The organism is Nocardia sp. NPDC050413, from assembly GCF_040655475.1.
GTDB lineage: Bacteria > Actinomycetota > Actinomycetes > Mycobacteriales > Mycobacteriaceae > Nocardia > Nocardia coubleae.
This window is the reverse complement of sequence record NZ_JBFAJZ010000003.1, coordinates 288,653-307,161: the sequence shown is the minus strand read 5'-3', so window position 1 is coordinate 307,161 and position 18,509 is coordinate 288,653. Positions and strand designations below refer to the sequence as shown.

The following is an 18,509-nucleotide window of genomic DNA, read 5'->3' as shown; positions in this document are numbered from 1 at the left end:
TTGTCCCTGCTTGGCATTCGTCGAATCATGGTGAAGGACAATTCCGGATTTACGGTACCGTGTCCGACGAGATGGTGATCAACGCAGCATTGGAGTCCCGGTGCCGGCACAGCTGACGACCAAAGCCCAGGTCAATGGTTATCGCTTCCTGCTGCGCAGGCTCGACCACGCCCTTATCCGCCGTGACGTGCGAATGTTGCACGACCCGATGCGTTCGCAGAGCCGATCGATGCTGGTCGGTGCGGTGCTCGGGCTGATCGTCGTGGCAGGCGCGGCCATTCTCGGATTCCTCAAACCGCAGGGTGCGATCGGTGATGCGTTGATCGTCACCGGCAAGCAGAGCGGTGCCATGTATGTGGTGGTCGAGGCGAAAGAGGGCGAGAAGACCCTGCACCCGGTGCTGAATCTGGCATCGGCTCGCCTCATCGCCGGTGACGCGCAGTCCCCGAAATCGGTGAAAGACGACAAACTCGGTTCGCTGCCGCGTGGCCCGCTGCTCGGTATTCCGGGCGCCCCCTCGGCCCTGCCCGGTTCCAAGCAGGGTTCGAGCTCGAATTGGACGCTGTGCGAGACCACCCAGCTGTCGGCCGCCGGCAGTGCCGCCGGTGCCACCGGTGGCCGCACCACCGCCATCGTCGGCAAGCCCGAACTCGGTGACCGCGTCGGCGTCACCGGACCGGACGATGCCCTGCTGGTGCGTCGCGACGAGAAGACCTATCTCGTGTACCGGGGGACCAGGGCCGAGATCGACCCGAACAATTCGGTGGTCGCCCGCACCCTCGACCTGTCGGGAGAGCAGACCCGCCCGATCGGCAGCGCGGTGCTCGGCGCGACCACCCAGGCCCCACCGCTGGCGGTGCCGACCATCGACCGGGCGGGTGAGCCGGGTCCGGGCAAGCTGGCGGATGTGCCGGTCGGCGGCATCATCTCGGTCACCGGGGTGCGAGCCGCCGGCGAGAAGACGATGTATGTGGTGCTCGCCGACGGTGTCCAGCCGGTGTCGGAATTCACCGCCGAGCTGCTGCGCAATGCCGACTCACGCGGGATGCGCGAGATCGCGCAGCTGGCGCCCGACGCGCTCGATCGCCTGCCCGTCCTGAACACCCTGCCGATCGAATCCTTCCCGGAGCGCAAGCCGCGCATCCTGTCCGCCGAGGACGCCCCGGTGGCGTGCGTGCACTGGGCCAAGAACCCCGGCGAGGCCACGCCGCAGGGCCAGTCGGTGGACGGACCCGCCGAACGCGCCACGGTGACACTGCTCACCGGAACCGAACTGCCCCTGGCCGATTCGGCCAAGCCGGTGACGCTCTCGACTTCCGACGGCACCGGTGACCGGATGGACGCGGTGTATCTGCCTCCGTCCACCGGCGAATTCGTACAGGTCACCGGTGCGGAGCCGGGCAGTCTGCGCCGCGAGTCGCTGTTCTATGTGGCCGACAACGGGATTCGCTACGGCATCCCCGACGCGGCCACCGCGAGTGTGCTCGGCCTGGGCGACAAGCCGCGCTTGGCTCCCTGGTCGATCATCGGCCAGCTGGTGCCCGGCCCGACCTTGTCCGCGAAAGACGCACTGACCAGTTACGACTCCCTGCCGCAGTAATACCGGCGCGCTCGGACTTCGCGGTGGACCCGTCGGTGTCGCGAGGCGGTGAGTTGCGGTAGATGTGCTTTCTCAGGACAGGTTCGGTAGCCGGCCCACGTTGAGGGTGGCGACGATTCCGGTGAGGGCGGTTCGCATGTCGGGTTCCTCGATACGCATCAGCACGTCGTCGTCGGCCTCGGCGAGATCGAGTCCCTCGGTGTTGGCCAGGCGGAATTCGCGTTCCTCCTCGGCGGCCTCGATCACGTTGCGGATGAAACGACCGTTGCCGGCGAGGTCGACGCCACGGCGCGGCTGGCCGCTCTGATCGGTGCTCTCCATGTTGTAGAGGTGCTCGCAGGTCTCCACGAGCAGCGTGAGCGCCTCGGGCGACAGCTGCGAATCCCGGCTGCCTGCGACGATCTCGCCGATCTGGCCGAGCTCTTCGGCGGTGTAGGACGGGAATTGGAGGCGCTTGGCGAAGCGGGAGGCCAGACCGTCGTTGGCGGCGAGCAGGCGGTCGATCTCACCGTCGTAACCGGCGATGATGACGACGAGCCGGTCGCGGTCGTTCTCCATACGGGCCAGCAACGTGTCCACCGCCTCGCGGCCGAACGCGTCACCGCCCGAGAGACCGGTCTGGATCAGCGTGTACGCCTCGTCGATGAACAGCACACCGTCCATCGCGCTGTCGATCAGCTTCTCGGTCTTGATAGCGGTGCCACCGAGGTTCTGGCTGACGAAGTCGACACGCTTGGCCTCGACCACCTTGTCGGTCTTCAACAGCCCGACACCGCAATAGATCTTGGCGACCACCCGCGCGATGGTGGTCTTACCGGTTCCGGGCGGGCCGGTGAAAGCCAGGTGCTGGCCACGGGACTGGCTCGACAGCCCCTTGTTGGCACGGATCTTGGCCAGTTGCGCCGAGGACTGCAGCTTGGCCACCTGGTTCTTCACCGACGCCAGCCCGACCTGCTTGTCCAGCTGCGCACGCGCTTCGGCGAGCACGGTCTTGGCGCGGTCCTCGGCGGCGGCCTCGTTCATCGCGGCCAGCGACGGTGCGGAGTTGGGGTCCCACTTGTCGGTGCGTGCGTCGATCACCTCGCGGCTGGTCACAACGATGCGGAACGTGCGGTCGCGCATAGCCGTGGTGTTGGCCGTGAAGTCGGGCAGTTGCGAATAGACCTGCTCGAAAAGTTTCTGCGCCTCGGACTCGTTGCCCGCCTCCCGCAGACACAGACCGCGGTTGTACATGGCGGTGAACTTGGCCGACGGAATCGGGCCTGCCTCGGCCTGTTCCATGCGCCGCACCGCTTCGCCGAACAACCCGAGCTGAGCGCACGCGGTACCGACCATCACGTGCGCGCCGGTGGCCAGGTACGGATCCTTCCACTGCTCCGAACCGGCCAGCACCGTCATCACATCGGGCCAGCGCTGGGTGTTGTAGTGCAGGATGCCGCGGATGTAGGCGCTGATCCGGTCGTCGATCTGCTTGTCCGGGTCGTCGGGCCGGTTGCGGCGCAGCTCGGCCAGCTGGTCGAGGACCTGCTCGGCCTGGTCGTAGTCCTTGTCGGCGATCAGCTGTGCGGCCCACGCCAGCCAGATCTCGGTCAACCCGGCCAGCGGATAGTCGATGTAGAGCCCGGGCAGGAACCGGCCCGCCATCGCCCGCGGCGCCAGGCCGAGTCTGCGTTGCTCGCGCCCGAGCGAGTCGAGGCTGGTGCGGTGCAGATTGAACAGCACCTCCTTGGTCACTTCGCCGGCGGCGGCGCGGCCGAGCCACGCGTCGCACATCGACGAATCCCATTCCGTCGCACGCTGGAAGGCCAGCTTCGCGTACTCCTCGTCGCGCGCGGATTCCTGTCCATCGATGGACAGGCCGAGCGAGAGGACACCGGCGTCGAAGGCGCGCTGAGCCTGGCGAATGTCTGGCATATGGTGTCGGACCCCGAAATCTTCTTCTCGTGGACAGCTGGCGTTCAACCCGGCAGTAAAGCTTCGATCGCGCCGGTTTGCCCTGTCCGTTAGATTAGGTAACGCTGCCGTGTGGTCGCAACGGAAGTAGTCAGCTACGACTGAGAGTTCATCACTGGTGTCGACGTTGTTAGGCAATGAGCCCGAACTATGCCGAGTTTCAGTGATCGGGGGTGATACGCAGCTCGACATCGGACTGCCTGCCACTGTCCCGATCGCCGGATTCATCGGCGATCTGGTGACGCTGATCCGCTCGCGGAATCCGCGCTTACCGGATGCGGACGAGGACACCGCCCCGGTCCGCGCCCAGCACTGGACGCTGGCCCGGCTCGGGCAGGACCCGCTCGCGCCCAGCCGCACCCTCACCGAGGCCGAGGTCTACGACGGCGAACTGCTGGTGCTGAGCCCGGTGACCCGCAAGGAGTCACCGGCGCTGTTCGACGATGTGATCGATGCGGTATCCCGGCTCACCGCAGGGGAATTCCGGGGCTGGTCGGGTTCGGCGGCGCGGTGGACGGGTCTGGTGATCGCCACCGTCGCCATCCTGGCCGCGCTCGCGCTGCTCGCTGTCTCGCGTGCCGACAGCGACCCCCTCGCGCCCGCGCTCGCCCTGCTCGGGTGTGGCATCGCCGCGTCGGCGGCCGCGGGCATCGCGGCGCGCAAGTTCGCGGATTCGGTGACGGGAACCTGGCTTTCGCTGGACGCGCTGCTGCTGATGTTCGGCGGTGCGGCATTGTTGGTGCCTGGTTCGCTCGGCGCAGGTCACGTGATGCTCGGCAGTGTCGCGCTGTTGGTGACCGGGGTGATCGGCTACCGGGTCACCGGAATCGCGGCCGGGTTGTTCGCCGCCGCGATCACCGTCGGTGTGTTCGGCGCGCTCGCCGCCACGATCTACCTCATCTGGCATCCGGGGCTGGCCAAGCTGTTCGCCGGGGTGCTCGTCGCCGCTGTGATCCTGCTGTCGTCGGTGGCGCGGCTGGCGGCGGTGACCGCCCGACTGCCGATTCCGCCCGTGCCGACGGCGGGCGGGGCGATCGACCCGGCCGACCACGAACAGCGTCCGACCATCGAGGGAATCGGCGCGGTCGGCGCGATCGCGTTGCCCTCGGCGTCCGGCCTCGGTGAGCGAGCGCGGGTGGCCAACCAGATCCAGACCGGGCTCGTGGTCGCGTGCGCGCTGGCGGCGCTCGTCGGCGCGATCGGGGCCGCCGATCCGTTCGGGCCGTTCCACTCCGGCGGGGTCGCGCTCGCGGTCGTCACCGCGATCGTGTTGTGCCTGCGTGGCCGGTCCTACGCCGACCTGGTGCAGGCGGCCACCCTCATCGTCGCCGGTGCGCTCATCGTGCTCGCGCTGCTCACGGGCCTCGGCCTCGGCCACGACTCGCTCGAATTCGCCGCTGTGGCAATGCTGTTGGTCACCGCGGGCAGTGTGGTCGGATTCGGGGTGATCGGACCGCATGTCGAGGTGACCCCGGTGACCAGGCGGATGATCGAGATCTTCGAGTACCTGTTGATCATCACGATGATCCCGCTCGCGCTGTGGGTCATGGACGTGTACTCGACCGCCCGCAACATATGACCCGGCCACCCCTGCGGCGTACGGTGCTGCGGCTGGTCTGCGCGGCGACCGTACTGGCTGCGGTCGCCGGTTTCCCAGCGCCGGCCGCCGCCATCTCCCCGCCCCGGATCGATCCGGGTGCGCTCGACGCGGCACTGGCGCTGAGTGGCAGGCCCGCTCCGCTCGAACCGACCGAACAGCGCGAACTGTGCGCGGAACCGGTGCTGCGCGGAAGTCCTCCCAGCGAGCCGCCGATGGCGCAACGGGTACTCGATCTACCGTCGGCGTGGCAGTTCAGCCGTGGGGCGGGACAGAAGGTCGCGGTGATCGACACCGGCGTGAACCGGCATCCGCGACTGCCCGCCCTGCAGGCCGGTGGCGACTATGTCAGCGATTCGGACGGCACCGTCGACTGCGACGGGCACGGCACGCTTGTCGCGGGCATCATCGCCGCCCGGCCGTCACCCGAGGACGCGTTCGTCGGCGTCGCCCCCGACGCCGAGATTCTCGCCATCCGCCAGTTGAGCCTGGCCTATGAGCGCAAGGACCGGCAGGGCTCGGACAAGCCGCCCGGTTCTCTGCGCAGCGACGGCTACGGCAGTGTCCTCACTCTCGCCGGTGCCGTCGTCCGCGCGGTCGACATGGGCGCCACCGTCATCAACATCTCCGAAGTCGCCTGCACCGCAGCCGGTTCCGACACCTCCGACGCCGCCCTCGGCGCCGCGGTGAAGTACGCCTACGAGCGCAATGTGGTTGTCGTCGCGGCCGCGGGCAATGTGGAGCAGGGCGGCCCGTGCCAGAACCAGAACGAAGGGTCTGGGTGGAGTTCGGTGACCACGGTCGCCTCGCCCGCCTGGTTCACGCCCTACGTGCTCGCCGTCGGCTCGGTCGACGCCGACGGAAAACCCTCGGCCCTGTCGTTGCGCGGGCCGTGGGTCGGGGCCGCCGCGATCGGGCGCAACATCGTCTCGCTCGACAGCCGACCCGGCGGCACCGGACTGGTCGACGGCGTGCAGACCATGAACGGTTTGCAACCCGTCGACGGAACCAGTTTCGCCGCACCGTATGTGGCAGGACTGGCCGCGCTCGTGCGCTCCCGCTTCCCCGACCTGTCCGCCCAGCAGGTGATCGACCGGATCACCCGCACCGCTCACGCACCGGGCCGGGGCCGTGACGACGCCATCGGCGCGGGCTTGATCGACCCGCTGGCCGCCCTCACCGCCCCCTTGGCCGGCGAACCGCCGAGCCAGGGAGCCGATGTGGGGCATCCGATCGCGGCTCCGTTCGTCGCGCCCGACCCCGACCCGCGGCCGCGGCGGATCGCGATCGCCGGATCGCTGACCCTGCTGGCTGCCCTTGGCATCGGCGCCGCGTTCGCCTTCCCGTTCCGCACGCGGCGCGCCGACCTGAACGACGAATTCGAGTAGAGGGATCGATGGCCACCGAAGGTTTCGTCCGACGCCCCCGGATCGCGCCGCCGCGCGCACCGGGTGGTGAGGTCGCGCTCACCCCGCCACCGGAGATCGAGCGGGCCATCCCGTCGCCGCTGATGATGAAGATCATGCCGGTGATCATGGTGATCGCGGTTGTCGGCATGATCGCGATGATGGCGACGATGGGCCGCAATCTGCTGGCCAATCCGATGATGATGATGTTCCCGATGATGATGCTCATGTCGATGGTCGGCATGATGGCGGGCATGCGCGGCGGCGGCCCCAAACGCGCTGTCGAGCTCAACGAGGAACGCAAGGACTACTTCCGCTACCTCGCCCAGGTGCGAAAAGACGTGCGTCGCACCGGTGTCAAGCAGCTGGAGGCGCTGGGCTGGAGCCATCCCGAGCCGGCCGACCTGCCGTCGCTGATCGGCAGCAGACGGATGTGGGAACGTCGCCCGAGCGATCCCGACTTCGGGCACGTGCGGGTCGGCGTCGGTAGTCACCGCCTGGCCACCAAACTGGCCCGCCCCGAGACCGGCCCGCTCGAAGACCTGGAACCAGTCTCCACCGTGGCGCTGCGCCGTTTCGTCCGAACCCATTCGGTGGTGCACGAGCTACCGACCGCGGTCTCGTTGCGCGCGTTCCCCGCCATCAATATCGGTGGCGATCTCGACGAGGGCCGGGAACTGGTCCGCGCGATGCTGATGGAGCTGACCACCTTCCACGGCCCGGACAATCTCGCCGTGGCGATCGTCTGCGCCGACCAGGACGCGCAGTGGGCCTGGGCGAAATGGCTACCGCACGTGCAACATCCGTCGCTGCGTGACGGTCTCGGCTCGGCCAGGATGCTCTACACCTCCCTCGGTGAACTCGAGTCGGCGTTGCAGGCCGAACTGATGGAACGCGGCCGGTTCATGCGCAACCCCCAGCCGACCCAGGGCCGGGTGCATCTGGTCGTGGTGATCGACGACGGCTACATCAGCGGCAACGAACGCATCATCAGCGAATCCGGACTCGACTCGGTGACGGTGCTCGACCTGACCGCCCCCGAGAACGGGCTGGCTGCCCGGCGCGGCCTGCAGTTGGTGGTCGGCGACGGCGCGGTATCGGCGCGCAGTGCCGCCGGGGTGGAACGTTTCGCCACCGCCGACGAGGTGAGCATCGCGGAGGCGGAGGCCTTCGCCCGGCACCTGGCCAGATACCGGCTCGCGACGGCCGCGCAGATCGTCAGCCTGGGGGAGGGCACGGCCAGCGATCCCGGCCTGATGGCCTTGCTGCGCATTCCCGATGCCGCCCAGATCGACCCGGCCAGGGTGTGGCGCCCGCGCACCGCGCGCGAACGGTTGCGCGTGCCGATCGGCGTCACCCCGGACGGGACCCCCGTCGAGATCGATATCAAGGAATCCGCCGAGAACGGTATGGGCCCGCACGGCCTGTGCATCGGCGCCACCGGCTCCGGTAAGTCCGAATTCCTTCGGACCCTAGTGCTTTCGCTGGTCACCACCCATTCGCCGGACGCGCTGAACCTGGTGCTGGTCGACTTCAAAGGTGGTGCGACCTTCCTCGGACTCGACTCGTTGCCGCACGTGGCGGCCGTCATCACCAACCTGGAGGAAGAACTCTCCCTGGTCGACCGCATGAAGGACGCACTGGCCGGTGAGATGAACCGCCGCCAGGAGTTGCTGCGCTCCGCAGGCAACTACGCCAATGTCACCGACTACGAGAAGGCCAGGGCCGCGGGTGTTCCCCTCGACCCGCTGCCCGCGCTGTTCGTCGTGGTCGACGAGTTCTCCGAACTGCTCTCGCAGAAACCGGATTTCGCCGAACTGTTCGTGATGATCGGCCGGCTCGGCCGCTCGCTGCACGTGCATCTGCTGTTGGCCTCGCAGCGTCTCGAGGAGAACAAACTGCGTGGCCTGGAATCGCACCTGTCCTACCGGATCGGCCTGCGCACCTTCTCGGCCAATGAATCCCGCGCGGTGCTCGGTATCACCGACGCCTACCACCTGCCGAGTGTGCCCGGTGCCGGTTACCTGAAAAGCGATGCGTCCGAACCGCTCCGGTTCAACGCAAGCTATGTGTCGGGCCCCTACGTCGCGCCTGCGGGCACGGTGGTCGACGACGACGGCGCACCCGTGGGCGGACAGCGTCCGGTCGTGTTCACCGCGGCCCCCGTCGAAGCCGCCGAGGTTCAGCCCGAGCCGGCCGACGAACCCGTGCTGCGCGGCAGGCCCGAACTGCCACCGCCCCCGCCGAGCACCCCCGTGGCCGAGGAGGGGATTCCGGACTCCCTGCTCGACGTCGTGGTCAAGCGGCTCACCGGGCACGGCCGCCCCGCTCACGAGGTGTGGTTGCCGCCGCTGGACGAATCGCCCACGGCCGACATGCTGTTGCCCGACCCCGATTGGCGTTCGCCGGTGAACCGGCACGGTCAGTTGTGGATGCCCATCGGCGTGGTCGACAAGCCCTACGAACAGCGTCGCGACGTCCTCACCATCAGCCTCGCGGGCGCGCAGGGCAATGTCGCGGTCGTCGGTGGTCCGCAGTCCGGCAAGTCGACCACGTTGCGCACGATCATCATGGCCGCCGCCGCCACCCACACCCCCGAGCAGGTGCAGTTCTACTGCCTCGATTTCGGTGGTGGCAGCATGGCGGGCCTGGTCGGGATCCCGCATGTCGGCTCGGTGGCGGGTCGCCTCGACGGTGACCGCGTGCGCCGCACCATCGCCGAACTCACCTCGCTGATGCGTCAGCGTGAGGAACGGTTCGCCGAACTCGGCATCGAGTCGATGGCCGAGTTCCGCAGGCGTAAGTTCTCCGCGCTCGAAGCCAGACAGATCAACGGAACCACCGCCGCACCAGGTGACGCGCTCGCCGCCGACCAGTTCGGCGACGTCTTCCTGGTGATCGACGGCTGGGGTGCGATCCGCGAAGAGTTCGACGTGCTGGAACCTCAGATCAATGCCATTGCCACCCAGGGCCTTTCCTACGGCATCCACCTGATGATCGGTGCGTCCCGGTGGGCTGAGATCCGCCCGGTGGTCAAGGACCAGATCGGCACCCGGCTCGAGCTGCGTCTCGGGGACCCCGGCGACTCGGAGATGAATCGCCGTACCGCCCACCAGGTTCCGGTCGGCAGGCCGGGCCGTGGCCTCACCCCTGAGCAACTGCACATGCTGATCGCGTTGCCGCGCCTGGATTCCGATTCCGACCCGGCGACCATCGCCGACGGTGTGACGCGGGCCAAGGAGGAGCTGATTGCCCTCTACCCGGGCAGGCGGGCGCCGGAGGTGCGCATGCTGCCGCTGCGTTTTCCCCGCGAACAGGTGCTCGCGGCCGCCCGGCAACAGGGTGTCACGCTCGACCGCAGCAAGGTCGTCGTCGGGCTCGGCGAGTCCGAATTGCAGCCACTGGTCCTCGATTTCGGCGTCGAACCACACTTCATGGCGTTCGCCGACGTCGAGTGCGGCAAAACGACGCTGCTGCGCAACATCGTGATGAGCATCGCCGAACAGTCGACTGCCGACGAGGCACGGGTGATCTTGATCGACTACCGGCGCACCATGCTCGGTGTGCTCGAAGGCGACCAACTGGCCGGCTATTCCACCTCCTCGCAGACCTGCGGGCCGATGATCGCCGAGGTCGCCGCCTATCTGGCCAAACGGATTCCCGGCTCCGACATCACCCAGCAGCAGTTGCGCGACCGCAGCTGGTGGTCGGGCCCGGAGATCTATGTCGTCGTCGACGACTACGACATGGTTGTCGCGGGCTCGGGCAACCCGTTCACCCCGCTGCTCGAATACCTGCCGCAGGCCCGCGACATCGGCCTGCACCTGGTGGTCACCCGGCGCATCGGCGGCGTCTCGCGGGCGCTGTACGACCCGGTGCTCGGCGCGATGAAGAACCTGTCGGTGCAAACGCTGATCATGAGCGGCTCGCGCGACGAGGGAAAGCTGATCGGCGATGTGCGCCCGAGCAAGATGCCGCCGGGGCGCGGCACCCTGGTCTCGCGCAGTCAGGGCGTCGAACTCGTCCACATCGCCGATCTGCCGCCGCTCTAGCCACTCTGCATGGAGAACCGGCTGCGCACGTCCCTCGGCAGGCGCGTGGGCGGTGCGACCCGGCGTTCGAACAGCGCCCGGGAGGGACCGCTCGCGCCGGGGCCCGCGATTCTGGCCAGGCGGAAGCCGGCGCGGCGGTAGTAGTCGTGCAGGTCGGAGTTGGTCGTCCAGGCGTCGAGGCGGACCCACGGACGGTCGGCCAGCTCGGCCACCCGGTCGGCGTGGTCGAGCAGATGTCGGCCGACCTGCCTGCCCGCGAACCGTAGATCGACGATCATGAAGTGCACGACCACCGCCTCGGCGAGCTCCCACGGCGACCAGAGTCCGGGATCGGCGCGGCGGTTGACGGTGATCGTGCCCGCCGGTTCGTCGTCCACCTCCGCGATCCAGGTCTCGCCCGCGTCGAGCGCGCGGCCCACCGCATCGGCGAAGATTTCGATCGGACGGCCCTTGCCCGCCACCGTCCACTGATCCGAACCCCGCGCGGCCAGCCACGCCGTGCGCTGCACCCGCAGGCGGCAGATCAACGGCAGGTCACCCAGGGCGGCCTGCCGTAGCCGCACGCTCATGGCAACGCAACGGCGTGACCGGGTGCGATGCCGAGAGTGCGGGCGATGACGGCGGTCCCCGCCTCGTCGCCGAGTTGGTAGGCCAACCGGTTGCGGCCGGCCAGGGAGCGGTGACGGGTCGCCCGGGTGACCCGTTCGTGATTGGCTCCGATACGCAGATGATCCAGCAGTACGGTGCCGGTCGCGACGCCGAGCACCACCGCCTCCTCCGCGGTCGCGGGCCGGGCGACGACCGTGTCGCGGTGCGCGGTCTCGCCGTAGCCCCGGTCCGCCAGGCGCCGCGTGGTGCCTTCGGGGATGTCGTGCGGTGAGTCGATCCCGGCCGCCTCGGCGAGGTCGCGCGGATAGAAACTCACCTCCCACGACCACGGTTCGTTGTCGAGGTACTGCACCACCGTCCTGGCAAGCACCCAGGACGCCGTCGGCACGCCGAGCCAGTGCGCCACCTGGTCGTCGGCCGGTTCCATGCAGGTGCTGAATTCCTTGGCCGGCTGCCTGCTCGCCGCGCGCGCTATCTCCTCGAAGATGTCATGCGCCGAGCGCGGACGATCACGCCGGATGTGGTCGGTGACCACGGATTCCAGTACTTCCTGGTTTCGAACGATGGTTCCGCGGGAAGTCGCTGTGTAGACCAGGTTTTCGGCGACGAGCACCTGGATGGCGTTGCGCGCGGTGGTGATCGAGACCTGCATCTGCTCGGCCAGCTCGGAATGGCTGGGCAGCCGGTCGCCCGGTTTCCAGGTACCCGCGCGGATCTCCTCGCGGAGGAGGTTCGCGATCCGCAGATAGGTCGGACCGTCCGCCATCATGCTCCTCGGTAGGTCGTGCAGGTAACGAAGTGTACTCGTCTGGGTTACCTACGGCCGAGTAATGCTTGACAGTGAGCTTGCGAGGTTTATTGTAATGAACGTCCTGATCCGGTGCTGTGCGGCGACGACGGCGAGGCAACGTGGCTGGTGCGGAGAGTTCTACGGTTGTAATGGCTTTCCCCGACACATTGCGATGTGTCGACCCCGCAGGTCCGCACGCTGATACCGGTTTACTGCCCTTCTCCGACCTACTGGTCCGGGCATGTCGCGGTCACCGGGTGGTCGGCGGACCCCTGCTGTGGTTCGCGCGCGACCTCGCGGTTCTGCACGAGAAGCGGGTGGTCGGGCGTGGCGGTCGCGTCGAGACCGACGCCGTGGTGCTGCGTGAGATCGACTGCCGGCGAGCCGAACTGGTCCTCGCCATCGACGACTGGGTGCTGCGCGGCGTGCCGCAGCACCGCCTGGGCGCCACGCTGCACACCGAAACCATCGGCGCGGTCATCGACCGGTTGGCGGAGTCCTCGGTGCGCGCTCACCACGCGCTGATGACGCTGGACGCCAACGACGAACTGCTGCACAGCGCCTGGCACCACCTGGCCGAGTTGGCCGACGCCTACGACGATCTGGTGCGTGATGTGCTCGCCGGGCGGCGTCGGCTGCCCGAATGGTGACCGCTCAGCGGTAGCGGTTGTGTTCGGCGCCGAACTCGTCGGCGACCGTCGCGGCCAGCTCCACGTACGCGCGCTTGGTCGACTTGTGCAGGCGGTGCAGGTCGATCTCGGCGCCCTCGGACAGGTGCTCGTCGAACGGGATGATGTGCACGGCACGGCAGCGCGACAGGAAGTACTCCCGCAACTGCTGCACACCGACGTTCGGTGAACCCTCACGCGGCAGGTTGATCACAACCACCGCGTTGCGCACGAGGTGGTCGTGCCCGTGCAGCGACAGCCAGTCGAGCGTCGCGGCGGCGCTGCGGGCACCGTCGATGGCCGCCGACGAGATCAGCACCAGCGAATGCGCCAGGTCGAGCACGCCGTTCATCGCCGAGTGCATCAGGCCGGTGCCGCAGTCGGTGAGGATGATGTTGTAGAACCGCTGCAGAATGCGGGCGACGGCCCGGTACTCCTCGTCGTTGAACGACTCCGAGGCGGCCGGATCGCGTTCGCTGGCAAGCACTTCCAGCCTGCTCGAACTCTGCGAGGTGTGCCTGCGCACATCCGAGTAGCGTTCGATGGCCGGATCGAGCAGCAGGTCGCGCACGGTCGAGCGGGTCTGGATGGCCACGCGCTGGGACAGGGTGCCGAAGTCCGGGTTGGCGTCGACCGCGATCACCCGGTCACCACGGATCGACGCGAAGATCGACCCGAGACCGGTGGTGGTCGTCGTCTTGCCGACACCGCCCTTGAGTGAGAGCACCGCGATCCGGTAATCACCACGCACCGGCTGCCGGATACGGGCGACCAGCTCCTGCAGGCGCCGCTCCTCGGCCGACATTCCCGGGTTGATCGCACCACCGGAAACATGGTGCACGGCCTTACGCCATCCACTGCCCGGCGCCTTCTTGACCCGTTTTACCGGCACATTGTCCAGCGACGGAGGTTGATAGCCGGGGTTGCCCCAGCCGGGTTGACCGTAGGCGGGCTGCTGGTACTGCGGCGCGACATGCTGCGGTGCAACGTTGTTCGGGGCGTGGTGTGGCTGCGCCAGTCCACTGTGGGGGGCGCCGTCCGGCGCGTGGAAGGGCTGAACCGGGGCACCGTTGGGTGCTTGGGACCAGGTGCCGTCCGGCGCCTGGAACTGCTGGGGCGCGGCCGCCTGGTACGGCTGTGCTGGTGCACCGTCGGGTGCGTGGAGTGGTCCCGGGTACGGCTGCGCCTGGGAGCCGTCGGGCGCCTGGTACGGCTGAACCGGCGCGGCGGTGCCCTGTGAATACTGCTGGGTCTGAGCAGCATTCGGGCCGGCCTGCGCGGCGTTCCCGTGGGGGTACGTGCCGTCAGGCTGCACTCGCATACCGTCAGGGCGGTACTGGGGGAGCCCATCGCTCTGGTACGGATGAGCGGGGCCCGCCTCGGGTGCCTGCGGGTAGGCGCCGCCGATGGGCTGCTGTGCCGGATAGACAGTCGCACCACCGCTCTGTGCGGTCGGGTCGGGGACGGCCTGCTGCTCGGGTTCGGGCTGTGAGGGTGCGGTGTTCGGCGTCAGCTGATGACGTGGAGGTGTTCCCTCGGGGCGGGAATGCGGCGCAGGCTGCGCGAATTCACCTGAGCGGTAAGAACTTTCAAACGGCCGCCCCTGCCCGACGGCGGCGCTGTCGCTGGGCAACGCCCCCTGCAGTCGAGGGTCGTCGGCCCGGAACATCTCGGTCTGCGCATCAGGTGCGTGCACGGAAGCGCCGTGCGACAGGTCTCCGGGAATCGAATCGTATTGCGACGCAGAGAAAGCCGGTCCCTGCGGTACCTCGCCGGACGCATAGGGCGAAACGGGCGCCGGACCCGCCGAAGCCGCGACATCGCCAGAACTGTACGGCGACCCCTGCGCAAACCCACCCTGCTCGGGCGCAGCAGCGTCGGTTCCGCCATGTACGGCCCGGTTCGTGGCTGCCTGCGACTCGGCCGCTGCCGTCGACGGCGACCCGGTCGGAGTGCGCTCGGCTGCGGACTGTCGACCGCTCGAAGATCCCGCCACGTCCGCGGCGGAAGTGGCGGCAGGCTCGGTGGACGCGGCCGGGAGCGAATGGCCGTCGCCGTCCTCGCCCTGCATCGACGAAGGGCTCGCCGACTGCCGGGCGTCAGCCGACTCGGCTGCGACGGAAGCGGCCGATGCTCCGATGTCCGGCCCGGATGTCGGTGCACCCGATGTGCTGTGAGAGGTCGAGTCGGTCCCGGAAGTGCTGGGCGCCACTACTTCTGGCTGTTCGTCCCGGTTCGCCGGATCCGGCCGGCCGCTGGTGGAGGGTGCAGGTTCGGCTTCCGGGCGCGACGGTGTCGAGAGCGCATCGATCGGAGTGGCCGATGACAGCGGATCGACGGGCGCCGAAACCGCTTCGGTAGCCGACGCCTGCGGATGCGCGGGTGACTGCGACCAGGCCGGAACGGCAGGCGGCGCCAGCGGGTCCGAGTGCGACGGCGTGGCGGGCGCGAGCAGGCGGGGCGGCGCCTGGGTCGGGCGCGCCGGGGGATCGGGCAGCGGGGGAGGCGGCGGGAGGTCGGGCAGGCTGCGCTGGTTCGAGGGCCCGAGCGGTGTGAAGCCCTCGGACGGGGGAGCGGGGGTTCGCGTCGGGAGGGCCGCCGCGGCCTGCTCGGCAGGTGCCGGGGGTAGCGAAGGCCCCGAATGAGCAGGCGGAACGGCCGCATTCGGGATCGAGTGCGACGGCGAACTGGTGTGCGTCGGCGTGGCCGAGTGCGGGGCCGGTGTAGAGGGCTGCCCGGTGTTCCACGGGGAGAACGCATCCGGCCCGGTCTGCGGCGGCATGAGCCGGTCAGGTGCGCCCTGTTCTTGGGGCCGAACGGCGCCGGCCGAGGACCGCGAGCCGGCGGCATGCTGGGCGGAGTCGCCAGTCGCGCTGGTTCCTTGCTCCCACGCGCCTGCCTGGGCTTGCTGGGTAGAGCCGTCCGAGCCCGACCGCGGTGGCGGAGCGAGTGGGTTCGGGGCGCCCTGAGCCTGCGGCCAAGGCACGCCGGTCGAGGCCGGTGGCCAGGGAGCGTCGGCGCCCTGAGTTGGTGCGGGCGCGCTCGACGTCGACGGATTCGGACCGGGCATCAGCGGGTTCGCGGTCGACGGCGCCTGCGGATCGTGGAAAGCAGGGCCTTGGCCCGCGGTGCCGGTTACCTGGCTCGGCTGTTCGGGCTCGCGCTCCTTGCGGCGGCGGCCGCCCTTCTTCTCTTTGCGCGCGCTGTCGTCGCCGCGCAGGAAACGGCGGCGCTTGGGTGCCTCGTCGATCGGTTCGTCCTGTGGCAGGTTCTCGACCGGCGCCTCGTACCCGACCTGGGTGACTTCGCTCTCCGACAGCCATGGCGGCAACATGGGGAGGCTGTCGTTGTTGCGGCTCACCGGTGCGCTCCGCTCACCAGGGTCCCCCGATCTGATCGACCCACTACTTGCGACGCCGGTGAGTTTACGCGACAACCCGATCGGCGTGGCGGGCGCCTCATGCCTGCCCGCGTGCCCACCGTCGACGTCTTCATTGTGCGACGTGCGCCACGTTCAGGGTGTACCGTCGGGGTCTTTTTGCCTCAGCGCACACGGCCCGGTAAGCTTGAGCGGCGGTGCACCTAGGCGCCGACTGTTCGCGTGCAAACCCGGGAAGTTCGTCGGGCCTGTGGGTGAGCAGCTACGAGGTAACCACTCAAGGTTGAGCATAACCGGGATCGCGGAGGATATGGCGAAGAAAGACGGGGCCATCGAGGTCGAGGGTCGAGTTGTCGAGCCGCTGCCCAATGCGATGTTCCGGATCGAGCTCGAGAACGGTCACAAGGTTCTCGCGCACATCAGCGGAAAGATGCGGCAGCACTACATTCGCATCCTTCCGGAAGACCGCGTGGTCGTCGAGCTCTCGCCGTACGACCTGTCCCGCGGCCGGATCGTCTACCGCTACAAGTGATGCCTGCCTGACGTCGCGAGCCCGAGGCCCGCGGCGTCACACGGTGTTCCGGCCCAGGCCGGAACGCGACAAGAGACTTCCCCAGTCGTCGGCTGGGGAAAAACTGTGTTCACAGACCCTTGTGAACCCACGAAAAGATTGGACGGACGTGAAGGTTCAGCCGAGCGTCAAGAAGATCTGCGAGAAGTGCAAGGTGATCCGCCGTCACGGTCGGGTCATGGTGATCTGCGACAACCTGCGCCACAAGCAGCGTCAGGGCTGAGCAAGCCTCACCGCCGGGCACCGATCGTCTGATCGGACTGACCGAAAAGAAGAACTCCCAGCTCCAGCGCGTACGCACGTGTGCGCGCCAACCACCGGTACGGAGGCCGGTGCCCCCATTTGCGAAGACGGGGGGACGGACAGGGAGCAGACCTCCGCAACCATTAAGGAACCTGCCACATGGCACGTCTGATGGGCGTTGATCTCCCGCGCGAAAAGCGCATGGAGATCGCGCTGACCTACATTTTCGGAATCGGGCGCACCCGCGCCACCGAGATCCTGGCTCAGACCGGCGTCAGCCCGGACCTGCGCTCGAAGGATCTCAGCGACGACGACCTGAGCAAGCTGCGCGACTACATCGAAGCGTCGGAGTTCAAGGTCGAAGGTGACCTGCGCCGCGAGGTCCAGGCCGATATTCGCCGCAAGATCGAGATCGGCTGCTACCAGGGCATCCGCCACCGTCGTGGCCTGCCTGTGCGTGGTCAGCGCACCAAGACCAACGCGCGTACGCGCAAGGGTCCGAAGAAGACCGTCGCCGGCAAGAAGAAGTAGGGATAGCGTATGCCTCCGAAGAGCCGGGCCGCTGGCCCGAAGAAGACTCAGAAGTCGCGTCGCCGGGATAAGAAGAACATCCCGCACGGCCACGCGCACATCAAGAGCACGTTCAACAACACCATCGTCTCGATCACCGACCCCGAGGGCAATGTCATCTCGTGGGCGTCGTCGGGCCACGTCGGTTTCAAGGGTTCGCGTAAGAGCACCCCGTTCGCCGCGCAGCTCGCTGCCGAGAACGCTGCCCGCAAGGCGCAGGAGAACGGCGTCAAGAAGGTCGACGTGTTCGTGAAGGGCCCGGGTTCGGGCCGCGAGACCGCGATCCGTTCGCTTCAGGCCGCTGGCCTCGAGGTCGGCTCGATCTCCGATGTCACTCCTCAGCCGCACAACGGCTGCCGGCCGCCCAAGCGCCGTCGCGTCTAGCGGGAAAGGAAACAGCTAAAAAATGGCTCGTTATACAGGCCCCATCACCCGCAAGTCGCGTCGTCTGCGCGTCGACCTCGTCGGAGGCGACCAGGCGTTCGAGCGTCGTCCTTACCCGCCCGGCCAGCACGGTCGCGCGCGGATCAAGGAATCCGAGTACCTGATGCAGCTGCAGGAGAAGCAGAAGGCTCGCTTCTCCTACGGCGTCATGGAAAAGCAGTTCCGTCGCTACTACGAAGAGGCCAACCGCCTCAAGGGCAAGACCGGCGACAACCTGCTGCGTCTGCTCGAGTCGCGTCTGGACAACGTCGTGTACCGCGCCGGTCTGGCTCGTACCCGTCGTCAGGCCCGTCAGCTCGTGAGCCACGGCCACTTCCTGGTCAACGGCGTCAAGGTCGACGTGCCCAGCTACCAGGTCTCCCAGTACGACATCATCGATGTCCGGGAGAAGTCGCTGCCCACCCTGCCGTTCCAGGTGGCGCGTGAGACCGTCGGCGACCGTCAGGTTCCGGGCTGGCTGCAGGTCGTCCCCGGCCGCCTGCGCATCCTGGTGCACCAGCTCCCCGAGCGTGCCCAGATCGATGTGCCGCTGCAGGAACAGCTCATCGTCGAGTACTACTCGAAGTAAGCGCTTTTGGTGGGGGCCGTTCCTACGACGGCCCCCGCAATCACTGATTAGGCGTCAAA

General features: G+C 68.1%; 14 protein-coding genes. 10 read left to right on the top strand and 4 right to left on the bottom strand.

Features of this window, described 5'->3' with window-relative positions:
* Positions 1-100: 100 nt before the first annotated feature.
* A complete protein-coding gene (eccB, locus tag AB0I19_RS11200; RefSeq protein WP_357147294.1) occupies positions 101-1,600 on the top strand; it encodes a type VII secretion protein EccB in 1,500 nt (499 codons plus the stop codon).
* Between the two features lie 72 nt (positions 1,601-1,672).
* On the opposite strand, the gene eccA is transcribed toward eccB, so the two are convergent.
* Positions 1,673-3,514 (bottom strand): type VII secretion AAA-ATPase EccA, encoded by a 1,842-nt coding sequence (gene eccA / locus AB0I19_RS11195; protein ID WP_357147290.1) that lies wholly within the window; start codon positions 3,512-3,514, stop codon positions 1,673-1,675.
* 157 nt (positions 3,515-3,671) lie between these two features.
* Between eccA and eccD the strand changes: the two genes are divergently transcribed.
* The 3 genes from eccD to eccCa are packed head-to-tail and all read left to right on the top strand — an operon-like array spanning position 3,672 to position 10,608.
* Positions 3,672-5,132, top strand: coding sequence for a type VII secretion integral membrane protein EccD (gene eccD / locus AB0I19_RS11190; protein ID WP_357147286.1), 1,461 nt, complete (start codon positions 3,672-3,674; stop codon positions 5,130-5,132).
* Positions 5,129-6,538, top strand: coding sequence for a type VII secretion-associated serine protease mycosin (mycP, locus tag AB0I19_RS11185; protein WP_357147283.1), 1,410 nt, complete (start codon positions 5,129-5,131; stop codon positions 6,536-6,538). Before eccD ends, mycP begins: the two co-directional genes overlap by 4 nt.
* Positions 6,539-6,546: 8 nt before the next feature.
* A complete protein-coding gene (gene eccCa / locus AB0I19_RS11180; protein WP_357147281.1) occupies positions 6,547-10,608 on the top strand; it encodes a type VII secretion protein EccCa in 4,062 nt (1,353 codons plus the stop codon).
* On the opposite strand, the gene AB0I19_RS11175 is transcribed toward eccCa, so the two are convergent.
* Together AB0I19_RS11175 and AB0I19_RS11170 are read right to left on the bottom strand one after the other, a co-directional pair.
* Positions 10,605-11,177, bottom strand: coding sequence for a GNAT family N-acetyltransferase (locus tag AB0I19_RS11175; protein ID WP_357147278.1), 573 nt, complete (start codon positions 11,175-11,177; stop codon positions 10,605-10,607). The genes eccCa and AB0I19_RS11175 overlap by 4 nt on opposite strands.
* Entirely contained in the window at positions 11,174-11,983 is an 810-nt protein-coding gene (locus tag AB0I19_RS11170; RefSeq protein ID WP_357147275.1) for a GntR family transcriptional regulator, read from the bottom strand. Before AB0I19_RS11170 ends, AB0I19_RS11175 begins: the two co-directional genes overlap by 4 nt.
* Positions 11,984-12,264: 281 nt before the next feature.
* Here AB0I19_RS11170 and AB0I19_RS11165 point away from each other — a divergent pair, with 281 nt between their 5' ends.
* Complete coding sequence (locus tag AB0I19_RS11165) at positions 12,265-12,657, top strand: DUF4254 domain-containing protein (protein ID WP_357147272.1); 393 nt, start codon at positions 12,265-12,267, stop codon at positions 12,655-12,657.
* Between the two features lie 4 nt (positions 12,658-12,661).
* On the opposite strand, the gene AB0I19_RS11160 is transcribed toward AB0I19_RS11165, so the two are convergent.
* A complete protein-coding gene (locus AB0I19_RS11160) occupies positions 12,662-13,996 on the bottom strand; it encodes an AAA family ATPase (RefSeq protein ID WP_357147269.1) in 1,335 nt (444 codons plus the stop codon).
* Positions 13,997-16,364: 2,368 nt separating this feature from the next.
* On the opposite strand from AB0I19_RS11160, the gene infA reads away from it, so the two are divergent.
* From infA to rpsD, 5 genes are all read left to right on the top strand, one after another.
* Positions 16,365-16,586 (top strand): translation initiation factor IF-1, encoded by a 222-nt coding sequence (gene infA, locus AB0I19_RS11155; RefSeq protein WP_003418601.1) that lies wholly within the window; start codon positions 16,365-16,367, stop codon positions 16,584-16,586.
* A gap of 148 nt (positions 16,587-16,734) precedes the next feature.
* On the top strand, positions 16,735-16,848 hold the full coding sequence (gene rpmJ, locus AB0I19_RS11150) for a 50S ribosomal protein L36 (RefSeq protein WP_011207363.1): 114 nt from the start codon (positions 16,735-16,737) through the stop codon (positions 16,846-16,848).
* 179 nt (positions 16,849-17,027) lie between these two features.
* Positions 17,028-17,399 carry a 30S ribosomal protein S13 gene (gene rpsM, locus AB0I19_RS11145; protein WP_067491000.1) on the top strand — a complete coding sequence of 124 codons (372 nt, stop codon included), beginning with the start codon at positions 17,028-17,030 and terminating at the stop codon, positions 17,397-17,399.
* Between the two features lie 9 nt (positions 17,400-17,408).
* A complete protein-coding gene (gene rpsK / locus AB0I19_RS11140; RefSeq protein WP_019045110.1) occupies positions 17,409-17,822 on the top strand; it encodes a 30S ribosomal protein S11 in 414 nt (137 codons plus the stop codon).
* Positions 17,823-17,844: 22 nt separating this feature from the next.
* Positions 17,845-18,450, top strand: coding sequence for a 30S ribosomal protein S4 (gene rpsD / locus AB0I19_RS11135; protein ID WP_067490998.1), 606 nt, complete (start codon positions 17,845-17,847; stop codon positions 18,448-18,450).
* The last annotated feature ends 59 nt before the right edge of the window (positions 18,451-18,509 follow it).

Excerpts from the sequence above, each read along its gene's own strand:
- eccA (WP_357147290.1), bottom strand. The coding sequence starts at position 3,514 with ATGCCAGACATTCGCCAGGCTCAGCGCGCCTTCGACGCCGGTGTCCTC.
- mycP (WP_357147283.1), top strand. The coding sequence starts at position 5,129 with ATGACCCGGCCACCCCTGCGGCGTACGGTGCTGCGGCTGGTCTGCGCG.
- eccCa (WP_357147281.1), top strand. The coding sequence starts at position 6,547 with ATGGCCACCGAAGGTTTCGTCCGACGCCCCCGGATCGCGCCGCCGCGC.
- AB0I19_RS11175 (WP_357147278.1), bottom strand. The coding sequence starts at position 11,177 with ATGAGCGTGCGGCTACGGCAGGCCGCCCTGGGTGACCTGCCGTTGATC.
- AB0I19_RS11170 (WP_357147275.1), bottom strand. The coding sequence starts at position 11,983 with ATGGCGGACGGTCCGACCTATCTGCGGATCGCGAACCTCCTCCGCGAG.
- AB0I19_RS11160 (WP_357147269.1), bottom strand. The coding sequence starts at position 13,996 with ATGCGAGTGCAGCCTGACGGCACGTACCCCCACGGGAACGCCGCGCAG.
- infA (WP_003418601.1), top strand. The coding sequence starts at position 16,365 with ATGGCGAAGAAAGACGGGGCCATCGAGGTCGAGGGTCGAGTTGTCGAG.
- rpsM (WP_067491000.1), top strand. The coding sequence starts at position 17,028 with ATGGCACGTCTGATGGGCGTTGATCTCCCGCGCGAAAAGCGCATGGAG.
- rpsK (WP_019045110.1), top strand. The coding sequence starts at position 17,409 with ATGCCTCCGAAGAGCCGGGCCGCTGGCCCGAAGAAGACTCAGAAGTCG.
- rpsD (WP_067490998.1), top strand. The coding sequence starts at position 17,845 with ATGGCTCGTTATACAGGCCCCATCACCCGCAAGTCGCGTCGTCTGCGC.